The 18,670-nt window shown below is 50.5% G+C and carries 17 protein-coding genes; 11 read left to right on the top strand and 6 right to left on the bottom strand.

What is annotated here, in order from left to right; genetic code table 11:
• Positions 1–330: 330 nt before the first annotated feature.
• The 8 genes from L2713_RS10380 to L2713_RS10345 all read left to right on the top strand — a co-directional run bounded on the left by L2713_RS10380 (position 331) and on the right by L2713_RS10345 (position 8,248).
• Positions 331–2,514, top strand: a complete 2,184-nt coding sequence (locus L2713_RS10380; protein ID WP_248967829.1) for a TonB-dependent receptor plug domain-containing protein — start codon at positions 331–333, stop codon at positions 2,512–2,514.
• A gap of 1 nt (position 2,515) precedes the next feature.
• Positions 2,516–3,883, top strand: coding sequence for an ATP-binding cassette domain-containing protein (locus L2713_RS10375; RefSeq protein WP_248967828.1), 1,368 nt, complete (start codon positions 2,516–2,518; stop codon positions 3,881–3,883).
• A complete protein-coding gene (locus L2713_RS10370; RefSeq protein ID WP_089068838.1) occupies positions 3,873–4,556 on the top strand; it encodes an energy-coupling factor transporter transmembrane component T in 684 nt (227 codons plus the stop codon). The genes L2713_RS10375 and L2713_RS10370 overlap by 11 nt, the downstream gene beginning before the upstream one ends.
• Positions 4,553–5,095 (top strand): hypothetical protein, encoded by a 543-nt coding sequence (locus tag L2713_RS10365; RefSeq protein ID WP_011624585.1) that lies wholly within the window; start codon positions 4,553–4,555, stop codon positions 5,093–5,095. Before L2713_RS10370 ends, L2713_RS10365 begins: the two co-directional genes overlap by 4 nt.
• Before the next feature lie 15 nt (positions 5,096–5,110).
• The gene (locus tag L2713_RS10360; RefSeq protein WP_248967827.1) at positions 5,111–5,848 is read left to right on the top strand and encodes a DNA-binding protein; all 738 of its coding nucleotides are present in this window, start codon (positions 5,111–5,113) and stop codon (positions 5,846–5,848) included.
• A 7-nt stretch (positions 5,849–5,855) separates the two neighbouring features.
• Positions 5,856–6,098, top strand: a complete 243-nt coding sequence (locus tag L2713_RS10355; RefSeq protein WP_248967826.1) for a hypothetical protein — start codon at positions 5,856–5,858, stop codon at positions 6,096–6,098.
• A gap of 219 nt (positions 6,099–6,317) precedes the next feature.
• Positions 6,318–7,508, top strand: coding sequence for a cyclic di-GMP phosphodiesterase (locus L2713_RS10350; RefSeq protein WP_248967864.1), 1,191 nt, complete (start codon positions 6,318–6,320; stop codon positions 7,506–7,508).
• Between the two features lie 104 nt (positions 7,509–7,612).
• The gene (locus L2713_RS10345; protein WP_248967825.1) at positions 7,613–8,248 is read left to right on the top strand and encodes a paraquat-inducible protein A; all 636 of its coding nucleotides are present in this window, start codon (positions 7,613–7,615) and stop codon (positions 8,246–8,248) included.
• Positions 8,249–8,548: 300 nt separating this feature from the next.
• Here L2713_RS10345 and L2713_RS10340 read toward each other — a convergent pair whose 3' ends face one another.
• From L2713_RS10340 to L2713_RS10325, 4 genes are read right to left on the bottom strand one after another with little or no spacing between them, the layout of a single operon-like run.
• Positions 8,549–8,854 (bottom strand): DUF3240 family protein, encoded by a 306-nt coding sequence (locus L2713_RS10340; RefSeq protein WP_248967824.1) that lies wholly within the window; start codon positions 8,852–8,854, stop codon positions 8,549–8,551.
• Positions 8,851–11,904, bottom strand: coding sequence for an efflux RND transporter permease subunit (locus tag L2713_RS10335; RefSeq protein WP_248967823.1), 3,054 nt, complete (start codon positions 11,902–11,904; stop codon positions 8,851–8,853). The genes L2713_RS10340 and L2713_RS10335 overlap by 4 nt, the downstream gene beginning before the upstream one ends.
• Position 11,905: 1 nt before the next feature.
• Positions 11,906–12,934, bottom strand: coding sequence for an efflux RND transporter periplasmic adaptor subunit (locus tag L2713_RS10330; RefSeq protein ID WP_248967822.1), 1,029 nt, complete (start codon positions 12,932–12,934; stop codon positions 11,906–11,908).
• Positions 12,931–14,133 carry a metal transporter gene (locus tag L2713_RS10325; RefSeq protein WP_248967821.1) on the bottom strand — a complete coding sequence of 401 codons (1,203 nt, stop codon included), beginning with the start codon at positions 14,131–14,133 and terminating at the stop codon, positions 12,931–12,933. Before L2713_RS10325 ends, L2713_RS10330 begins: the two co-directional genes overlap by 4 nt.
• Positions 14,134–14,277: 144 nt before the next feature.
• Between L2713_RS10325 and L2713_RS10320 the strand changes: the two genes are divergently transcribed.
• Positions 14,278–14,823 carry a helix-turn-helix transcriptional regulator gene (locus L2713_RS10320; RefSeq protein WP_011627653.1) on the top strand — a complete coding sequence of 182 codons (546 nt, stop codon included), beginning with the start codon at positions 14,278–14,280 and terminating at the stop codon, positions 14,821–14,823.
• A gap of 112 nt (positions 14,824–14,935) precedes the next feature.
• A complete protein-coding gene (locus tag L2713_RS10315; protein ID WP_083758005.1) occupies positions 14,936–15,082 on the top strand; it encodes a hypothetical protein in 147 nt (48 codons plus the stop codon).
• 49 nt (positions 15,083–15,131) lie between these two features.
• Here the strand turns inward: L2713_RS10315 and L2713_RS10310 are convergent, their stop codons facing one another.
• Together L2713_RS10310 and L2713_RS10305 are read right to left on the bottom strand one after the other, a co-directional pair.
• Entirely contained in the window at positions 15,132–16,082 is a 951-nt protein-coding gene (locus L2713_RS10310; RefSeq protein ID WP_248967819.1) for a YeiH family protein, read from the bottom strand.
• A gap of 265 nt (positions 16,083–16,347) precedes the next feature.
• Positions 16,348–16,911, bottom strand: a complete 564-nt coding sequence (locus tag L2713_RS10305; RefSeq protein ID WP_248967818.1) for an aldolase/citrate lyase/malate synthase family protein — start codon at positions 16,909–16,911, stop codon at positions 16,348–16,350.
• Positions 16,912–17,119: 208 nt separating this feature from the next.
• Between L2713_RS10305 and L2713_RS10300 the strand changes: the two genes are divergently transcribed.
• A complete protein-coding gene (locus L2713_RS10300) occupies positions 17,120–18,649 on the top strand; it encodes a DUF3612 domain-containing protein (protein ID WP_248967817.1) in 1,530 nt (509 codons plus the stop codon).
• Positions 18,650–18,670: the final 21 nt, after the last annotated feature.

The raw sequence follows: 18,670 nt of genomic DNA, 5'->3' as shown, positions 1-18,670 counted from the left end.
AAGCTATTTACACCGAGTGGGTGAGAGCGTGTAAATAAGAATCTTTCGCTCAAATTAAAGGCCGAGGCCGTCAGTGTCAAGATGCAACCCACGAGTGTGTGACTTTTGCCATAGTCTCATTTTGCGGCGCTAAAAAACGTGACCAAGATGGGTCTTTTTGTCGATACCGTTGTCTATGTTGGACATTTTGTCTCTTTGTGATGCGTCGCATTTTCTATTTGTTGTGATTAGTCGATCTGGGTTGGTTTTTGATTTTATTTCAGTTGAGACGGAAATTCCTCAGACCACAATAGGGGGCACATCTTAAATTTCCTGTATGACAACAATAATATGATTACCAGAAATACCGCCTTTAGAGTGTCGTCCTTAGCGCTGGCAATTGGGCTGAGTTTTACCGCCTCAGCCGATGAAATCGCCCGCGATCCCCTGTTGAATGTGAATGAAGTGATTGTCGTCCATGGTGAAGGTGCCGATGCGGAGCAATTGGCAACCACCCATTGGAGCATCGACGAAGCCGAAATTCGTGCTCTGGGTGCACAGACTTTAGATCAAGTGCTGAAGAATGTACCCGGGGTTTATATCCGTGTGGGTGGCGATGGCACCCCTAGGGTCGATATCCGTGGTTTTAAGACCCGTCATGTCACTCTGTTGGTGAACGGCGTGCCTATGAGCAGTGCCGACGATGGCCAGTTCGACCCAAGCGTGATCCCAACCAGCCAAATTGCCTCGGTTGAAGTGTCAGTTGGCCCGACTTCAGTACTGTACGGCCCAAGCGGCGCCGGCGGTGTGATCAATATTATTACTAAGCAAGGCAGCACAGCGCCCGCCTTGTCTGGACGTTTAGAAGCGGGTAAAGACAATACCTTTAATGGCGATATCAGCGCCGCTGGCTCGGGTGATGATTGGCAGGGATTGGTGAGTGTGAGCCGTCAACAGACCGATGGTTTCCCGATGTCGAACGATTTCGAGCCGACCCAATATCAAGACGGTGAGCTGAGAGTTAATTCAGATAAAGAAGTCACCAACGTCTATGCCCAAGGCAGTTATTGGTTATCGGATAAGACACAGCTGATCGCCAATATGGCACTGCGTAATGGTGAGTGGGGTAAACCCTCACGTGATGGTACTGGCAGCGGTAAGCTCAAGTATGAGCGTACCGACGACTATGATTCACATACCTTCCAACTCGGCTTAGCCCATCAGTTTGACGATACCTTTACCCTGCGCGGATTTGGTTATCACAATCAAAGCGATACCTTAGAAGCAGCCTATGCGGATGAAACCTATCAAGCATTGACGCAAACCCAAGATGGCCGTTCCGTGGTGCAAGGGGTCAATTTACAGTTAATCACCGATTTTCATAAAGCAGGGCTGTTAACCACCTCTGTGATTGCTGAAGAGCAGAGCTGGAAGTCTGTCGTGGACACTTACTCCAGTAACGCTGGCAGCGGTACTGGCAATAACTCGGGTACAGGCACTGGTTCAGGTTCTGGCAGCGGCTCAGGTAGCGGCAGTGGAACAGGCTCTGGCGGTGGCACGGGTAGCGGTGGCGGCACAGGCTCTGGCGGAGGCACGGGTAGCGGCGGCGGAACAGGTTCTGGCGGTGGTACTGGTAGTGGCAGTGGAACAGGTTCTGGCAATGGTAGCGGTGGCGGTTCTGGCGGCGCTGAAAACCTAAATGATTCTGCATGGTTGTATACTGCTGCGGCCGAATATCAGTATCAGTCAGAACATAACTATGGCTTCACCTTGGGCGGGGCTTTCCATTCACTCGATACTTCAGACGGTACGGATGATAACTACTCGGCGATGGCCTCTAGTTATTGGCAGATTGTGCCTGACTCTCGTTTGAGCCTGAGTGTGGCACGCAAAGTACGTTTCCCTTCTATGGTGAATTTGTACTCGCAATCATCGGGTAATAGTGAGTTAGAAGCGGAAGAGTCTAAACATGTTGAGCTGGGTCTGGATCAAAACCTACCAGCCAGCACCGACTTCTCGCTCTATGGTTTTTACACCGATGCGAAGAACTATATCGCCAAAGATACCGATGGTTTCTACCAAAATATGGGGCGCTATGAGTTCAAAGGGGTTGATTTCCAGATTAACAACCATGCGATTGAGCATTTAGATCTGAGCTTCTCTTACAGCTTCCTAGACTCGAAAGAAATGGAAGGCGACGATACCTTAGATGCGCTGCAATACCGTCCTCGTCACCAGCTGCGCTGGCAAATGAGCTACGAATTCCCATTCGAGACGCAAGTCCACCTCAATGTGGAGCGAATCCTCGATCAGGTTTATGCGACTCAGGTGAAAGTGAACGGTCAGAACCAGTATCAACAGCAGTCGCTGGATAACTACACCTTAGTGGATATCAACTTAGTGCAGCCGCTGATCGCCGATAAGTTAGAAGTGTATCTGCGCGCCACTAACCTATTGGATGAGAACTACTACCAGAGTGAAGCATTGCCTCAGGCTGGCCGTCAGTTCTTCGTTGGTGTGAACTGGCAGATTTAAGATGAAATTACTCGAGCTCGACGGTGTCAGCTTTAACTATGGCAGCCAATTAGCCCCGGTTTTACAGGAGCTTAAGCTCTCGATTGGCGCAGGCCAATGCCATTGTGTGAGCGGGCCAACGGGCTCGGGGAAATCGAGTTTATTAAATCTACTGGCGGGCGTGCTGTCGCGTCCCCATGAGGGCGATATTTGGCGTCATCCAGAGCTGGTGACTGGCTTAGTGATGCAGGATCCTCAAACCCAGCTACTGAGGCAAACCGTGGGTGCCGAAGTCGCCTTCGCCTTAGAGAATCTCGGCATCCCCGCCGAGAATATGTTGCCTAAGGTGCAGTTAGCGCTGCGACGCGTCGGGCTGTTTTTACGGCTCGATACCCCTGTCAGCACCCTTTCCCTCGGCCAAAAATACCGCTTGATGATTGCCGCCCAGTTGGTGTGCGAGCCGCATTTACTCTTGCTCGATGAGCCATGGGCGCAGCTCGATGATCACGGTGTAAGCGAGCTATTGGCTGTGCTGCGTAATCTGATTGCCGAAGGTATGGCATTGGTGCTGGTGGAACATAATGCGGCGGCCTTTGCCGAGATTATCCAGCACTATTGGCAATTAGAGGCTGGCCGTTTATCCGAGGGAATATACACCGTTAGCGATGCCCCAGTGCAGGATGTGCCAGTGAGAGCTTGGGGAGGCGCCCATCACTTAGGCAAAGTGCTGGTCAGCGCCGAGGCGTTTGATTTTTGCTTCGATGGTTGTCAGCCCCTGTTTAGTTGTCCGCAAGGGTTTCAACTGCATGCGGGCGAGATAGTGACCTTAGTGGGGGATAATGGCGCGGGTAAAACCAGCCTCTTAAAATCCCTCGCGGGCATGCTGCACTTAAAGCTACGTTTGCCACTCAAGGTGCTAGGCCGTAAACCTAAACTCGGTGTGTATGGCGCGGAGTTAGGGCTATTGCTGCAAAGGCCGAGTCGACAACTGTTTGAAACCAATGTGCTGGCCGAAATGCAGTTTAGTTTGAATCGTTTCGAACTTCCGACTGCGCGTGCCGAGCAAATGTTGCTCGATCTCGAGTTGAGCGCTCTGGCCGAACAGTCGCCCCATAAGCTGTCCTATGGTCAGCAACACCTGATTGCCTTGGCATCCCTAGCCTGCTTGCAGCCTAAGGTGCTGCTACTCGATGACCCGCTCGCGGGTATGGATAAAGAGTACTATCGCAAAGTATGGTTCCTGCTCAAGCGTCTCAGTGCCCAAGGCTGTGCGATTCTGATGACCAGCCATAGGCTGGTGGAACACAGTGCGGTGTCGCGGCAGTTAAGCCTGCGCCAAGGGCTGTTGGCAGAAGAAGCCATGGGGATGGAGGAGCGCTATGTGGGTTAGTTGTCGTCGATGGCGACTACGTGCCCGCCGGCGTTGGAGTCGCGAGAAACAAGAAACCACCCTGTGCGCGCTGTCGCTGTTTTTAGTCTGCGTACTTTCCGCCTGCGCTTTTGTATTGCCCGCCGATTTACTGCTACCGCTGGCGGCCGTGAATGGCTTGCTTGTACTCCATGGGTTAGCGCGCCGAGGCAGTATTATGGGCGTGGTGAAACTCGGCGTGATCCAACTGACGATTACCTTAAGTCTTTATCTGCTGCTCTATGGTGTTGATCACCTTGCCCAAGGCGCCGTGGTGGTGGGACGCATTATTTTAGCGACTATCCCCGGATGGTGGTTGTGCATCACGGCGGCGCCTGAGCGTATCGGCGAAGTCTTAAGTGCATTCTTGCCGAGCAAATGGGCCTTTGTGGTGGCTGCATCTTTGAGTTTGCTGCCCTATATGGCGGACGAAGTGCGCGAGATTTACCAGATCCAGTGTCTGCGCGGTGCACGCATTACCCCTAAGGCGTTGCGGAATCCCAAAAACTGGCCAGAACTGGTGTACTGCGTGCTGTTTCCTGTGTTAATCCAATTGCTTAAATTATCTCGCCAGATGGCGGTTGCGGCCCAGAGCCGCCACTTTGGTAAGAGCTCACGTGCCACCCATTGGCATTCACCCAGAGACAAAAAATGAATAAAAAACTCCCCCTGAGCTTACAGGATTCTTTGTTTATCGGCTTTTGTGCCACCCTGCTGGTGGCATTGACGGGCATGTTAAGGCTCAAGCTTGGGCTTTCTGGTCACAGCATGTTTTTAATGAGCTTCTTCTACTTGATTTGCTACGGCGTGCTTGGGCGTTTCGGCAGCATGATTGCCTGCGGCGGCATTGCGGGCTTAGTCGCCATGGCGCTCGGTGTTGGTAAGGGTGGCCCAATGATTTTATTGAAGTTTATCTTACCTGCTATAGCGATGGATCTGGTGGCCTTGTTGTTACCGCTCACATTAAGCCTGCATTGGCGCTGCGTGATTTTAGGCATTGTTGGTTGTATGGCGTGGGCGGTCAAAGTGGCACTGACCAATGCGCTGGCGGGCATGGCGCTCGATGTCGTGCTGATCCAATGGGGCGCAAGCGTGCTTAAGGGCGGATTCTTTGCCACCTTAGGTGCCCTGTTAGTGCCTCCCGTGCTGCATAGGCTTAAGGCCCATGATCTCCTTCACCGTGACAAGTTTTAACTGCTAGGAATACCGATGAAAAATTGGCTTATTTGTATCGACGATACCGACGACATTGGCACTAAGGGCACGGGGGAGATTGCCGAGGAAATTGCACTCTTACTCGCGCAAACCTCGCGGGGCAAGGCCTCCTTTGTGACGCGGCATCAACTGTTTGTGCACCCTGACATTCCCTACACCTCACACAACAGTGCCATGTGTTTTGCGCTGCAGTCGCCACTATCGCAGGCGGAAATCCATCGTCTTGCGGTCGCGCATCTGGTGGCCGAATCGGCGCCTAAGGCGGATCCTGGGATTGCGATTTTGGATGTCGATTCCGACTATGATGTGCATGCGCTGATAGACTTCGGACTCAGCGCCAAGCGTGAGGTGATTACCAAAGAAGCCGCCTATCAGCTTGCAGAGCAGTTACAGATCCAACTCACCGAGCACGGTGGCACCGGACAGGGCGTGATCGGTGCCTTGGCGGGATTAGGGCTGCGCTTAATGGGGAGCGATGGGCGAGTTAAGGGTCAAATCAAACTCGGTCAACTTGAGGAAGTCTCCCTCGAATTAACTGTGGCAGAGATTCTCGAGCAGACTGGCCTCGATGCGGTCATTAGCACAGATAAAACCCGTTTAGCGGCGGATGAAAAGGTTCAACTCAAAGGCAAAGTGAAGGCCGTTTACCTTGAGCATCAATTTGTATTGTTAGTCGCGAAGGACGGTGAGTTGTGGCGTAATGCGGGTAAGCAAGCCTTACAGGACTATTGAGGTGAGAATGGAGCAAGAGCTACTTCAACAGTTTGAATACGAGACCGAGCGCTGGATTTTTCGGGCGGGTTTACAGCAATATTCCGAGGCGAGACGGGTGGCACAACTGTGCTCTCGTTTTGCTCCCGATGATGAAGATGAGCAGGTCGATGATGAACTTCGCTCCTGTTATAACTGCCAATATCGTCGTTGGATGATGACAAGCTTCGAGTGTTTGATGCTAAAAAATACCGTATTATTAACTAATTAGCTTATATTTGAATCGAGTCCCATCATTTTGCTTGGTTTTTGCCTTGTTCTTTGAGGCTTGTCATCAAAGCATATGGTGCTTTTAACCTCCCCAGCTTAGAATGCAAGTTATACTGTCCTATACTACCAAGATAAAAATGGCTTCATAATGTGCTAAATTAGCATGGCGTGTTGCGTGGTCAGTAGCAGTAATCTTCTCTATGCCTTGGGGTTGCTAGAAATGAGTGAGTCGGCAGAATCAGTTGAGCTAATCAAATTACCCGTGTCGCAATTAACATTGGGTATGTTTGTCTGTGCGATAGACAAAAGTGATCAAGGTCGACTCGCCATTGCAAACGCTGGCCAAATCAAGCACAAGGATGCGATTGCCAAATTAACCAAGAATGGGATCAAATTTGTTTGGGTCGACACTGAACGTTCGGCCGAACATTGTGGTTTTAAACGTAAAGCCAGCAACAACATTCCGCCAGAACCGAAAAAACCGTTTGCGACCCGCGAGAATCAACAAAAGCAGGCACAGGTCATTTTGACCGAAGCGAAAGACTTGATCCGCAAAGTCTTGTCAGAAACCTTTGAAGGCAAAGCGATAGAAGTCGCCCCATTCGAAGCCTTAGCCGACAGCATGATTGAATCTGTCTTGTTGGATGAAGACGCGCTGAGATGTATGTCTGCACTGCGTTCAAAGGATGCTTATCTGCTTGAACATTCAGTGAATGTGGCCTTCCTGTTGGTGACCTTTGGTAAGTATTTAAAGCTCGACCGTTCGATTCTTCGGGAGATGGCGGTCGGTGGTATCTTGCACGATATCGGCAAGATCAAGGTCGATAACAAGGTGCTGCATAAGCCGGGTAAGCTGACCCCAGAAGAATTCGAACATATGAAGCTGCATCAAGTGTATGCACTTGAAATTATGAACGAAACAAAAGGCTTATCTCAGGTCAGTAAAGACGTTTGCCTGATGCACCATGAAAAGCTCGATGGCCGTGGATACCCAAGGGGATTAAAGGCCGAGGAAATCCCACTCCATGGCCGCATGAGTTGTATCGTTGATATCTTCGACGCCCTCACTGCCACTCGTTGTTACAAAGAGGCCATGAGCCCCGCGGCGGCCTTTAAGATCCTACTGAGTTTGACACCGTTCCATCTCGATCAAGAACTGGTATACGAGTTTATTCGCTGCGTCGGCGTGTATCCTGTCGGTTCTTTGGTCGAATTGTCCGATGGACGAGTGGGTATCGTCTGGACTTCGAAGGACCGGGACGCATTACACCCGATCGTAAAATGCTTTTATTCTTTAAAAGCAAAACGTTACACCGAGGTGGTTATGGTAGATCTGCTCAAGTCGGATCTGCATATTGAACGCGGCGTTTCACCTAGCTCGCTGGATATCGACCCTAAACCCTTCTACTAATGCGCGCCGTTGCGCCTGATATCTGCCAAGTTGTCAGGTGCCATTCATTGCCCCGATAAGGGGAAAGGCCGTACACTGGGCCAAAGTTTTTCTAGGGCCCTGTTATGAATAGTGTACGCAACTCTCTCCTTCCGATTCTCGTTATTCTGCTGTCTTTAGCGCTGTTAATTCCCGGCGTGACTCAACCCATTTTGAGCCTCAATGGCAGCATAGATAAGGCCAAACTCACCGAACAAGGGATTGAGCAGGTCGCACAAAGTTTCGATGAGGACTCGGGGCGCGACAGTGCCCGCGGCATGTTGAATATGGTCAGTGGGCTGTTGGGGCTGAACAACCTCAAGGGCGAGGTCGAAGTATTGCAGCAAACCCGCAGTATCTGGAGCACTGTCACCGAATTATACACCTCTGGCAATGGCTTAGTGGCCGGTCTGGTGATGCTGTTTAGTATCATTATCCCCGCAGTGAAACTCAGTCTGATGTTGGTACAACAAAGCGTGAGTTCGGTTGCGCTGCAGTGGCGCATTCATCATATCGTCTCTGCGCTGGCGAAATGGTCGATGGCCGATGTGTTTGTGGTGGCCCTGATCATTACCTTTTTGGCGGGCAATGCCTCGGGTGGCATGGGCGAAATGCTCAAGACCAAGGCGCAGTTTGAGAACGGATTCTACTTCTTTACCGCCTACTGCATTCTCTCAATCGCCAGTGGTTACTTAGTGCGTCGTCCAACACCGATTCTGTAGTTATACCAATCGTATTAAATATCTGTTCATTCAGCGGGAATTAAACGGGCTTTAGACAAGGCGAAGGCTTGAAGGCATAGTGGCGCTCTGTCGAAAGCCTTAAACGCAGCATAAAGCCCGTTCAACCCCGCCCTTCGGGAGCCTCACAGGCATTTCACTCCCGTGTTACATTGACTTAAAAGGGAATAACCATTTCTTCGTCAATGCGCCTTGGATTGAGATGCCTGTGGTGCTCTGAACTGATTAGATATTTGATGTGATTGGTATTAGCATACAGCAGGTTCCGTATGCCCTTTATCGTTAGGAAAGCGTGCCGTTTTGATAGATGGGCATAATCCAATAACGGCAAGGGTTGTGTTTACAGACCTTTGCTAGTGTTTCAAGCAGGGCGCTTTGCTGGCTTGCAGGGTGCATAATCTCAAACTTACAAAACTCCCGATAACCTTCCACCTGTTCCTTGATATTGAAATGGCTGTGCTCGCGGCTAAATCCGCAAATATTGCCCAAGCTAAAGCCGGATAAAAACTCCAATTCAATCAGGGTGTCGACTATATCGTCCTTAATATCGTTTTGGGCGATCAGGACTAGCAGTTGTTCCGTGCTCATCGGCGTTTCTCCAGCCAAAAATACAACATGGGCAGTAAATACAAGGTCGTAATGGTCGATGTGAGCAATCCGCCGATCACCACAATGGCCAAGGGTTTTTGGATTTCAGCACCTGGGCCCGAGGCGAACACTAAGGGGATCAAACCAAACATGGCGGTAGTGGCCGTCATCAGAATGGGTCTGAGTCGCCGCGCGGCGCCCTGTTCGACTCGCTCCCTGAGGCTACCGAATAAGTATTTGGTTTGTTCGTAATAACTGACCATCACTACGCCGTTAAGCACGGCGACACCGAGCAGGGCAATAAAACCTACTGAGGCGGGCACTGAGAGGTATTCCCCCGAGAGATACAAGCTGACGATACCGCCCATCATGGCAAACGGGACGTTGGCGAGGATTAATCCCGATTTTGCTAGAGAGCCGAAGGTGGTGAATAAAATCAAAGTGATCAGTGCGATAGCTATGGGGATCACCAGCAGTAAATTGCTGGTGGCGCGCTGCTGGTTTTCAAACTCGCCACCGAAGCTAACGCTATAGCCGCTGGGCAGTTTGATTTCCTTAGCGATTTTGCTGTTAAGCTCCTCCACAAAGCCCACAATATCCCGCCCTTGGACGTTGGTGGTGATCACCGAAAAGCGATTTCCCTGTTCCCGCTCGATCAGGATCGGGCCCTGTTTATAGCTCAATACCGCCACATCACTTAGGCGTTTTAGGGAATGATCTGGCATCACCAATAGCTGATTTTTCAGTTCGTTAATGTTGCTGATCTGCTCTTGGTTATTGGCTATAAGCACGGGCGTGCGCTTCTTCCCTTGCAGCACTTCGGTGACGACCACGCCTTCGAGCTGGCTCTTGAGGTAGCGGGCAAACTCCATAGTGCTCATCCCAAACCCACGGGCGAGCTCGTTATCTAAGGTGAGATTGATAAAGGGGCTGCCTTCAATCATCGCCATCTTAACGTCGACACTGCCCTGAGTGGCGGTGACCAGTTGTTCTATCTCACCGGTGAGTTTGCCTAAGGTCTCGATATCATTACCAAATACTTTAATCGCGACATCCCCAATACTGCCTGTGAGCATTTCGGAGACGCGCATCTGTATCGGTTGTGTAAAGTTAAAGTTCACGCCGGGATATTTGAGCAGCACAGTGCGGATGGCATCGATAAGCTGCTCTTTGGTCGCAAAACGCCATTCGCTGCGGGGCGCCAGCTCTAAAAACACATCGGTTTCGTTCAGTCCCATGGGATCTAAACCTATCTCATCGGCGCCGGTGCGCGCCACCATCTGCTTAATTTCGGGGATTTGGCTTAGCAGGGTTTGCTGGATCTGTTTATCGATAGCGATGGAAGCGTCGAGGGAAATCGAAGGGGATTTCTCTAATTGGAGAATAATGTCGCCCTCATCTAAGGTCGGCATAAAGGTTTTCCCCACCAGACTAAACAGGCCGAGACTGACGATCAGCAAGCTAAAGGCAATGAGCATAAAAGGCTTTTGCCAACCAAAGCAGGCTTTTAGGCTGCCAAGGTAAAGATGCTTGAGCTTTTCGATGGCCTTAGGTTCTTTCGCGGCCTTTTCGTTGACTAGGTACGAGGCAATCACGGGGATTACGGTCAGTGATAACACCAGCGCCGACAGCATGGCAAACACTATGGTGATGGCGACTGGGGTGAAGAGTTTGCCTTCTAAACCACTGAGGGTGAGCAGTGGTGAGAACACTATGATGACGATAACCGTTCCCGATACTACCGGAATGGCGACGTCTTTGGTGGCGCGAAAGATCAAGTGCAAACGCGGCAAACGCTGTTTAGTGGCGATTAAATTCACCATGTTTTCAACTACGACCACGGAGGAGTCCACCAACATGCCGATGGCGATAACGAGGCCGCCAAGACTCATCAAGTTAGCGGAGAGATTGAAGTGATCCATCATCAAAAAGGTGAACAGTGCGGCTAGCGGCAGTGATAGGGACACCACTAGCGCGGCGCGCACATTCCCTAAAAACAGTGCCAGCAATACGATGACCAACACAACGGCCTCGAATAGCGCATTGGAAATAGTCTCAATAGCGGTGTTGATCAGGTTAGCGCGGTCGTAAAAGGTGTTTATCTGGCTGCCTTCGGGGAGAGTCAGACTGATTTGCGCCAGCTTTTCCTTAATGTTGTTAACCACTTGTGCCGTATTGGCGTCCTTGAGGGCAATGATTAAGGCTTCGGCGGTTTCGTTGCCATCCTTAGTGACGGCGCCGTAGCGCGCAAGGTGGCCAATCTGGATATCGGCGAGATCCTGCAAGCGGTAGACCTTGGCATTATCGGCTTTGATCACTAGCTGTTTAAGCTCGTCGATATCATCGATGCGTCCCTCGGAGCGCACTATGATGGTGTCTGTACCTATGGTGAGCTTACCAGCACCTTCGTTGTGATTATTTTCCACAATCGCCTGTTGCAGCGCGGCAAAGCTCACGCCCGCAGCCGCCATCGCCGCAGGATTGGGGCTGATGCTAAAACTCTTGGCATAACCGCCGAGGATATTCACATCGGCAACGCCGGGCACTGTGCGCAGCAGCGGCCGAATTTCCCACTCGAGTAATTGACGCCGCTCCAGCAGGGAAAGATTGGGGTTTTCGAGTGAAAACATAAAGATTTCACTCAGTGGCGTGCTCATGGGCGCCACACCGCCACTCACACCTTCGGGAAAACTATCCCAGACCGCCGAGAGGCGCTCGCTCACCTGTTGGCGCGCCCAATAGATATCCGTGCCTTCTTCAAAATCGAGGGTGATATCGCTAATGGCGTACTTAGTGGTCGAGCGCAGAATCGATTGCCGCGGAATGCCGAGCAGTTCGGTTTCAATCGGGACGGTAATCTGGGCCTCGATTTCCTCCGGCGTCATGCCGGGAGCCTTGAGGATAATCTTCACTTGGGTTGGGGAAATATCCGGAAAGGCATCCAAGGGAATGGCAAACCAAGCGCGTGCGCCAGCCAACATGAGGATCAGCGCCACAATCAGCACAAAGAGTCGCTGAGTGAGCGAAAAACGGATCACAGAGGTGAGCATCTTATTCGCCTCCTAAACCGAGCATGATGCCTTTCACCGCGGCAACCGACTGGGATAGGACTTGCAGCTGACTCAAGTCTTGATCGCTGGCGACAATATATTGCTCCGGGGTTGAGCCTAAGATATCGACCGTTAGCGCATTGAGCTGGTTATCGGACCGAGTGAACACTTGGCTGTCTTGCTCCCAACTAAACACACTGTTTTTGGGGAGTAGATACACGGCCTTTTGATACTCGGGAACCACAGTCATTTGCTGGCCTAACAACAGGTTACATTCCTGCGGCACCGCCGATGACCAAGCCGTGACAAAGGCGCCTTCGGCAATCGCCGACAATGACTCAATCGCGATATGGCATTGATTAATGTTGATGGCCGATAGGGAATGTGACTGCCCCGTCGGTACATTGACTTTGACGCGGATGCTGTTATTGGGCACCAGAGAAAACAGCTGATCCCCGGCCATATAAGGGCCGCTGATGGCATTGAGTTTAACGATACCGTCAACGGGCGCGGCGACAACTAAGGAGTCGGTAACCGCATCCGTGCTGTGGACGCGCTCCATAAAGTGCTGCATATGCTCGTATTCGAGGTGGGTCGTGAAATAGTCCTGACTGATCTCACGCCATTTTTCGGCGCTTATACTGCCATTGGCGAGCAAAGGTTTGTTGCGCTCATAACGACTCTTGGCGAGTTGATACAGGCTCGCCGCGGCCTCGACTTGGGCGAGGTAGTGGAACACTTCTGGCCCTGTGAGTTTGACTATCGCTTGGCCTTTACTGACGCGCTGGCCTTGGCCAACGAGAAAGTGCACCTGCTGGATATTCTCGGGCGTGCTGATCCAGTAATCATTGCCGGGGAGGATTTCAACCTGCGCTGGCAATGGGCTGCCCTCATAACTGGCGACTCTTTGTGGTTGGGTGTAACTGAGGTCGAGATTGCCTAAGGCGCTAATGGCTAAGCTTTCGGCCTGTGCCGAACCTACAACACTCGCGGATAAACAGAGAAGGCATGCGCCGTACTTGGCCATCATAATGAAATTCCTAAGGCTTGGAGTTGTTGAGAATGCAGTTGTTGCAAGCTGACGCGGTTGAGCGCCAAGCGGGATTCGGTGTCGAGCGCCTCCATATAGCGGCGCAGCCAGACTTCATAACTCACCTGATCTTGATCTTTTACCTTGGCGAGTTCCTCGGTAATGGTGCGACTGAGGGCGAGCGCTTGGGTGAGTAGGCGCTGTTGCTCGACGAGGTTAGTTTGCTGGCGGACTAATTGATCCCACTGGTTTTTAAGCTCGAGTGCGCTGCGGTCAAGATTGAGACTTTGCTCGGTATTCGCTTGTTGCCATTGGGATAAATCGCTCTGGGACAGCGCCGAGCCCAAGGTTAAGGGCACTGACACGGCTATGCCTAACTGCTGATCATCCACGCCAGTATCCGCGGTATTTTTTGCAGTGAGTGAGACGGTCCAAGGATCGCGCTCACCCGCTTGCTGAGTTTGGATCAGCAGCAGGTGTTGCTGTTGTTGCAGCTTTAGCAATTGCCATAGGGGATGTTGGGCTAAGGTCTCGGCGCCCTTGCCAAGCGGGCGCTCAGTTTCTTCTATCGCGCTTGGCATCTGATCTTGGCCCGTCAGCTGTTGATATAGGGCTAAAGATTGGGCTTGTTGCTGCAGAATGTCGGCACGGCTTAAGGCGATATCGACACTTTCCCGCTCCAGCAGCAGAGTGTTGGCCAGTGGCAATTCTCCTGCATCGGTCAGTTGTTTTTGCTGGCGATGGAGTTTATCGAGCAACTGTTGTTTGCGCTCAAGCTGCGCCAGTTTGACTTCGCTCTGGCGATATTCCCACAGGCTCTGCCTTAATAATCCCGAGAGGTACAAGGCTTGCAACGCCGTTTGTTGTTGATGAATTTGCTCGGCGAGCTGTTTTATTTGTTTATCGCTGCTGTGTAGCGCGGGCGATTTAAATGGCAAATTGACTGAGAGTTCCTGCTCGTAGCTGTTACTATTATCCAAGCTCCCGAGGTGACTTAAGCTAATGCTCGGCAGGCCGGTGAGCCAGGTCGAGCTGGATAAATTTGCCGCTTGGGTATTCGACGAAGTGAGATGAGTCAACCTCGCTTGGCTGCTCGAAAGCGCTTGGGAAAGTTCGGCTTCCGCCGCAAGACACAGGAAACTACTGCCGACTAAGCTGGTCAACAGACATAACTTGATACAAGACGAACTGACAGACATGAGATGATTCTGTGGTATTAAACAATGCTGTCAGTGTAGGGATTGACGGCTGAAAGTCGTCGGGGACCTGTATCATAAATCCGCCTATGGTACATATGTCCCATAAAATAATTGATTGATTTTGCTTTTATTTAGGAGTTTTAGATGAAGGATATTGTCATTATTGGTCTGCTGGCACTCATCATGTGCTTTAAGCTTTTTGACATTAGTTCCGACATTCAATTAGGCATCCCGCAATGGCATTTAGTGCAGGAAGCCATACTCTTAGTGCTCACCGCCGTTGGGGCCATCTACCTCAGTTACGATTTAATTCGCCGCTCGCGCGAGGTTAAAGCCTTAGCAAAACGCCTCGAGTACGCCGATAAAAAAATCGACAATATGTCGACCCAAATGCGCTCCGCCAGACAGGAATACAGCCAAGCCGTATCGAACCAGTTTGATACTTGGGGTTTTACCAAGAGCGAGCAGCAAGTCGCATTTTTATTGCTTAAAGGGCTGAGTTTTAAAGAAATTGCCGAAGTAAGACAGACAAAAGAGAAAACCGTGCGCCAACAGGCATCGACCATTTATGGCAAGGCCGATGTGGATGGCCGCCACACCTTTTGTGCTTGGTTTATGGAGGATTTTATTCAAGAACATAACCAAGAACTGGCGGCAAACGAGTCCGATAGCGCCCATAAAGCCGCTTAAGCTAAACTCTCAGGCTTAGTTGTTATAGCTATTTGTTATTGAAAATCGATATTGGCTGGCTTTTTGGTTCTAAACAATAATGAGCATCCCCTAAGTTCGTCGGAGGATGCAATTGAAAAACTCGCTGCTGATTGTGTTTTGCCTTATTGCCTTGGTTGCATCCACGCAAACCACAGGATTACTCCGCTCGCTGATCGAATTTTCCGCCTTTTTAGGCGTACTGGGGTTGGCTTGGCGGATTAAACCCAACGCCGAATAATGCATCCCGCGTTAGCACGTCAATTTGAGCCGCTAGGCTCAAATCCAATCTATTGAAAATACAGAATATAACCTAAAGACGTAATTCCTATCGCCGCCCACAGAACCACACCCAGCAGCAAAGGCTTAGGGCCGCTTGCCCGCATTTTTTGCACCGTAATCCCTGCACCAATCAAGAACAGACACAGGACCAAGGTACGTTTCGATACTATAAACAACGTGTCGTAGAGCGGCTGAAACTGTGGCAACCAATGGGCGATTGCGATGGCTAAACAGTAAAATCCAATAAAATACGGTAGGTTAAGCTTACGTTTATCGCCGCCAAAGATCAGCGCACTGACAAGGGCGATAGGGATAATCCACAGTGCGCGCGCCAGTTTAATGGTCGTCGCGGTTTTAAGTGCTTCATCACCATAGGCAGAGGCCGCACCGACGACTGAGGAAGTGTCGTGAATCGCGATGGCACTCCACACGCCAAAATCGTATTGGCTCATATCGAGCAAATGCCCGAGGGCGGGGAATAAAAACAAAGCCACCGAGTTGAGTACAAATACACAGGCTAATGCGGTGGCGGTTTGGTCTGGTTTGGCATTAATGGCGGGCGATACGGCGGCAATGGCGCTGCCGCCACAGATGGCGGTGCCAGAGGCGATTAAGTGCCCTGTAATCGGGTCAAACTTTAAAGCGCGAGTCACCAAAAAGCCCAAGATCAGCGTAAAAATAATCGAGCCGACAATTAATCCGAGGTTATGACTGCTGGCCTCAATCGCGGCATTGAAGTTAATCCCAAAGCCTAAGCCGATAATCGAATAGGACAGTAGTTTTTTGGTGAGGGCGGCGATATTCCAGCCGTTTGGCACCCAACCTAGGCTGGCCAAGGTAAAACCGAGCACAAGCGCCATAGGAGATGAGATAACAGGCGCGAGACACAGTAGCGCGGCGCAGATAAACACAAGGCGATGGGGTTGCTTAAGTTGCGAGACTATCGATGAAAAATTCATAACGCCTTAGGTTTGCGACTGAGTGTTATCGTTCCAATCTTGGATTGTCGTATTCATCCACATAGGCATGGATACTCGAATAAGCCAATCGAATAAGCATTGGGACGCTGACAAAGACGGGCATTATAACGATTGCGTTCAGCTTCAATAAAATCAATTTAATTTATTTTGTAAGTCAATTTTATTGAGTCTCAATGGGCAGGTAGGTTTGAGGCTTAAAAAGGAGAGTCGCTGATGGCAACTCTCCCGTGATAATTCGCGGAATTTAGAGATTCACGATACGTTGCAGGCTGTAGTCGCCGCCATCTTTAGCGGTAAACAGCTTGTCTTGAATATCGTTAGCGCTTGGCATTCCTGCATGTAACAGGCTTAACCAGTGGCGCGAGGTGGTGTTGTGTGTCTCCGTGGGTTCGGTGGCTAACTCAACGGGCGCTTCGATTTGCACATCTTCCAAATTTGCTAAATCCCGCGCGCCTATCATGCCAGTGCGGTCGAAACACAATTCAACATGGCAGCCTTGATCCTGTAACACTATGGCGCTTGGCGCATCTTTAGTACCGTTGAAGGCAACAAACTGCTTGGTTTGGCGTAATCCGCTGTGGCTGCCGTCGGCAAAAAATGCCAGTAGGTGTTGGTAGTAAACCACATAGCTGATCACATCCTGGTGCGAACCCGCATCCAGCGGGAAATGACGGTCGAGGAACTGCTTCGCCTGGGCTAGTTTTTCATGCTCGGCCACGTTCACTTGGGCGACGGCAAGCACTTCTTCTGCGATGAAGCTGTTTAGATTCGGTTGGATCTGGTGGCTATTGATAATTGACATATTCATCGCTGTATCCTCTACACATTCAAATTAAAAATTAGGGCCTTGATTTCACTTCTAATGGTTCAACGTTTGTCTTCAATTTGGTTTGTCCGACAGAGTTAATGGTTAAGCAGTGTCAGGTGGATAACCTGCCTCGATTGCTTAATTTGTAGTCTAGTCTTTTTTTGACTACAATTTCACAATAAAAATTTTACAATGTGAATTTTACAAAATGCGCAATGACCAGAGCTTGATGAGAAAGTCACATTTCCTAGGAACAAAAATACGTAACCTACGGAAACGTAACAATTTAACCATGGAAGATTTATCTGCACGTTGCATTCGCGTCGATGCGGGCAGTGCGCCCTCTGTGTCATATTTGTCGATGATCGAGCGTGGAAAACGCGTACCCAGTGCTGAAATGTTGGCCGTGATTGCCACGGTTTTTCAAAAGGATGTTGACTGGTTTTTAGACGATGTGCCCGAGGAAAGTGCCATCACGCCGGAGAAAGGCCGCCGTGGTGGGATCAGCGGCATGGCGCTCGAACCCAGCTTTTTGTTTTCAAATGATATTTTGCAAATAGCCATCCCTGAAATGCTATCCCAGACTGGGATTTCGGGTCGACAATTCGCCCACTTATTAATTCGCGCCCATCAGGAACATCATCAAAACCATTTCCCCGATCTTGAACGTGCCGCGGAAGAGGTTGGGTTAAAACGTATGCCCTTATCCCTCGAGGAAATGCTGGATATTGCTAAGGGCGTAGGCTTAAAAATCAAATGGATAGATAGTACACCCCAGGAAGTGATCGACGAGCGCGGCGTAAGCTCTCATCAGTTAGTGACTTCTTTCTTCGAGCCGCCCAGCACCATTTACATCAATAAAGTCCTTAAAAATCGCCCCAGTCGACTGAAGTACGATCTCGCCGCCCATATCGGTCATTGCGTATTGCACAACAAAGATGGGCTTAAGAGTGTGATGATCTCCGGCCGAAAACTGGAGATGGATGAAGAAGTGACAATGCAGTCTAATACCCTGAACGCACAGGATATTTTACATGCGTGGCGTGACTTTGAGTCCAGCTTTTTTGCCGGAGCCCTGTTATGTCCTAAGGTGCCGTATCGACAATTGCTCGACCGCCACGGTTACGAAATTGAGGTGCATAAACAGCTGCAAGTGTCGGCTTCGGTCGCCATGCGGCGGATGACGGTCGTATCGCCTTATCCCCATTGGCATTATTTTGATGCCTATGCGCCGGGCAAACTCAAGGCCGTTTACCGTGGCAATGGCATTCCCCTGCCTTGGGGCAATATGCGGCTGGTGGAAGACCCTTGTCAGCACTGGGCGGTGTTTAGAATGATCAGCGAGCCCAAGGTCGGCACCTCGGCGCAAATTTCGATTTTAAATGTGGGCAATGAACCACGGATTTACTGCTGCGAGTCGATTAAGGTCGAAGACTCGGCGGGCAACCCCCATGTGCTTTGTGCCGGTATCGATTTAAATCCGGCCATTGAAGCCCAAGGTAAGGATGCACTCTCTATCGCCCATGATTTAAAAGCCGCCTGTGTGTCTGGCGGCGGCTCAGTCGCGATTCCTAAACATATTAAAAGTGATCTAGTCAGCGTGGCTAAGATATTGAATATCAACTGGATTGAACGCGGTATTAAAAATGATGCCCGGCTTATCTGTTCCCGCGGCGCCGTCTGCCCACGGCAACCCAGCTGTTATCAAGCGGGGAAATCGCAGTGTGATGGGGCTTAAATAAAAAATTGACTTAAGCAT

Origin of the sequence: Shewanella seohaensis, assembly GCF_023283775.1 — a bacterium.
GTDB classification, from domain to species: Bacteria; Pseudomonadota; Gammaproteobacteria; order Enterobacterales; family Shewanellaceae; genus Shewanella; species Shewanella seohaensis.
Note: the sequence above shows the minus strand (reverse complement) of the source record. Positions and strands in the feature narration are given on the sequence as shown.

Bases quoted from the DNA above. Each gene is read 5' to 3' on its own strand.
- L2713_RS10380 (WP_248967829.1), top strand. From the start codon at position 331: ATGATTACCAGAAATACCGCCTTTAGAGTGTCGTCCTTAGCGCTGGCA.
- L2713_RS10375 (WP_248967828.1), top strand. From the start codon at position 2,516: ATGAAATTACTCGAGCTCGACGGTGTCAGCTTTAACTATGGCAGCCAA.
- L2713_RS10370 (WP_089068838.1), top strand. From the start codon at position 3,873: ATGTGGGTTAGTTGTCGTCGATGGCGACTACGTGCCCGCCGGCGTTGG.
- L2713_RS10365 (WP_011624585.1), top strand. From the start codon at position 4,553: ATGAATAAAAAACTCCCCCTGAGCTTACAGGATTCTTTGTTTATCGGC.
- L2713_RS10360 (WP_248967827.1), top strand. From the start codon at position 5,111: ATGAAAAATTGGCTTATTTGTATCGACGATACCGACGACATTGGCACT.
- L2713_RS10355 (WP_248967826.1), top strand. From the start codon at position 5,856: ATGGAGCAAGAGCTACTTCAACAGTTTGAATACGAGACCGAGCGCTGG.
- L2713_RS10350 (WP_248967864.1), top strand. From the start codon at position 6,318: ATGAGTGAGTCGGCAGAATCAGTTGAGCTAATCAAATTACCCGTGTCG.
- L2713_RS10345 (WP_248967825.1), top strand. From the start codon at position 7,613: ATGAATAGTGTACGCAACTCTCTCCTTCCGATTCTCGTTATTCTGCTG.
- L2713_RS10340 (WP_248967824.1), bottom strand. From the start codon at position 8,854: ATGAGCACGGAACAACTGCTAGTCCTGATCGCCCAAAACGATATTAAG.
- L2713_RS10335 (WP_248967823.1), bottom strand. From the start codon at position 11,904: ATGCTCACCTCTGTGATCCGTTTTTCGCTCACTCAGCGACTCTTTGTG.
- L2713_RS10330 (WP_248967822.1), bottom strand. From the start codon at position 12,934: ATGATGGCCAAGTACGGCGCATGCCTTCTCTGTTTATCCGCGAGTGTT.
- L2713_RS10325 (WP_248967821.1), bottom strand. From the start codon at position 14,133: ATGTCTGTCAGTTCGTCTTGTATCAAGTTATGTCTGTTGACCAGCTTA.
- L2713_RS10320 (WP_011627653.1), top strand. From the start codon at position 14,278: ATGAAGGATATTGTCATTATTGGTCTGCTGGCACTCATCATGTGCTTT.
- L2713_RS10310 (WP_248967819.1), bottom strand. From the start codon at position 16,082: ATGAATTTTTCATCGATAGTCTCGCAACTTAAGCAACCCCATCGCCTT.
- L2713_RS10305 (WP_248967818.1), bottom strand. From the start codon at position 16,911: ATGAATATGTCAATTATCAATAGCCACCAGATCCAACCGAATCTAAAC.
- L2713_RS10300 (WP_248967817.1), top strand. From the start codon at position 17,120: ATGCGCAATGACCAGAGCTTGATGAGAAAGTCACATTTCCTAGGAACA.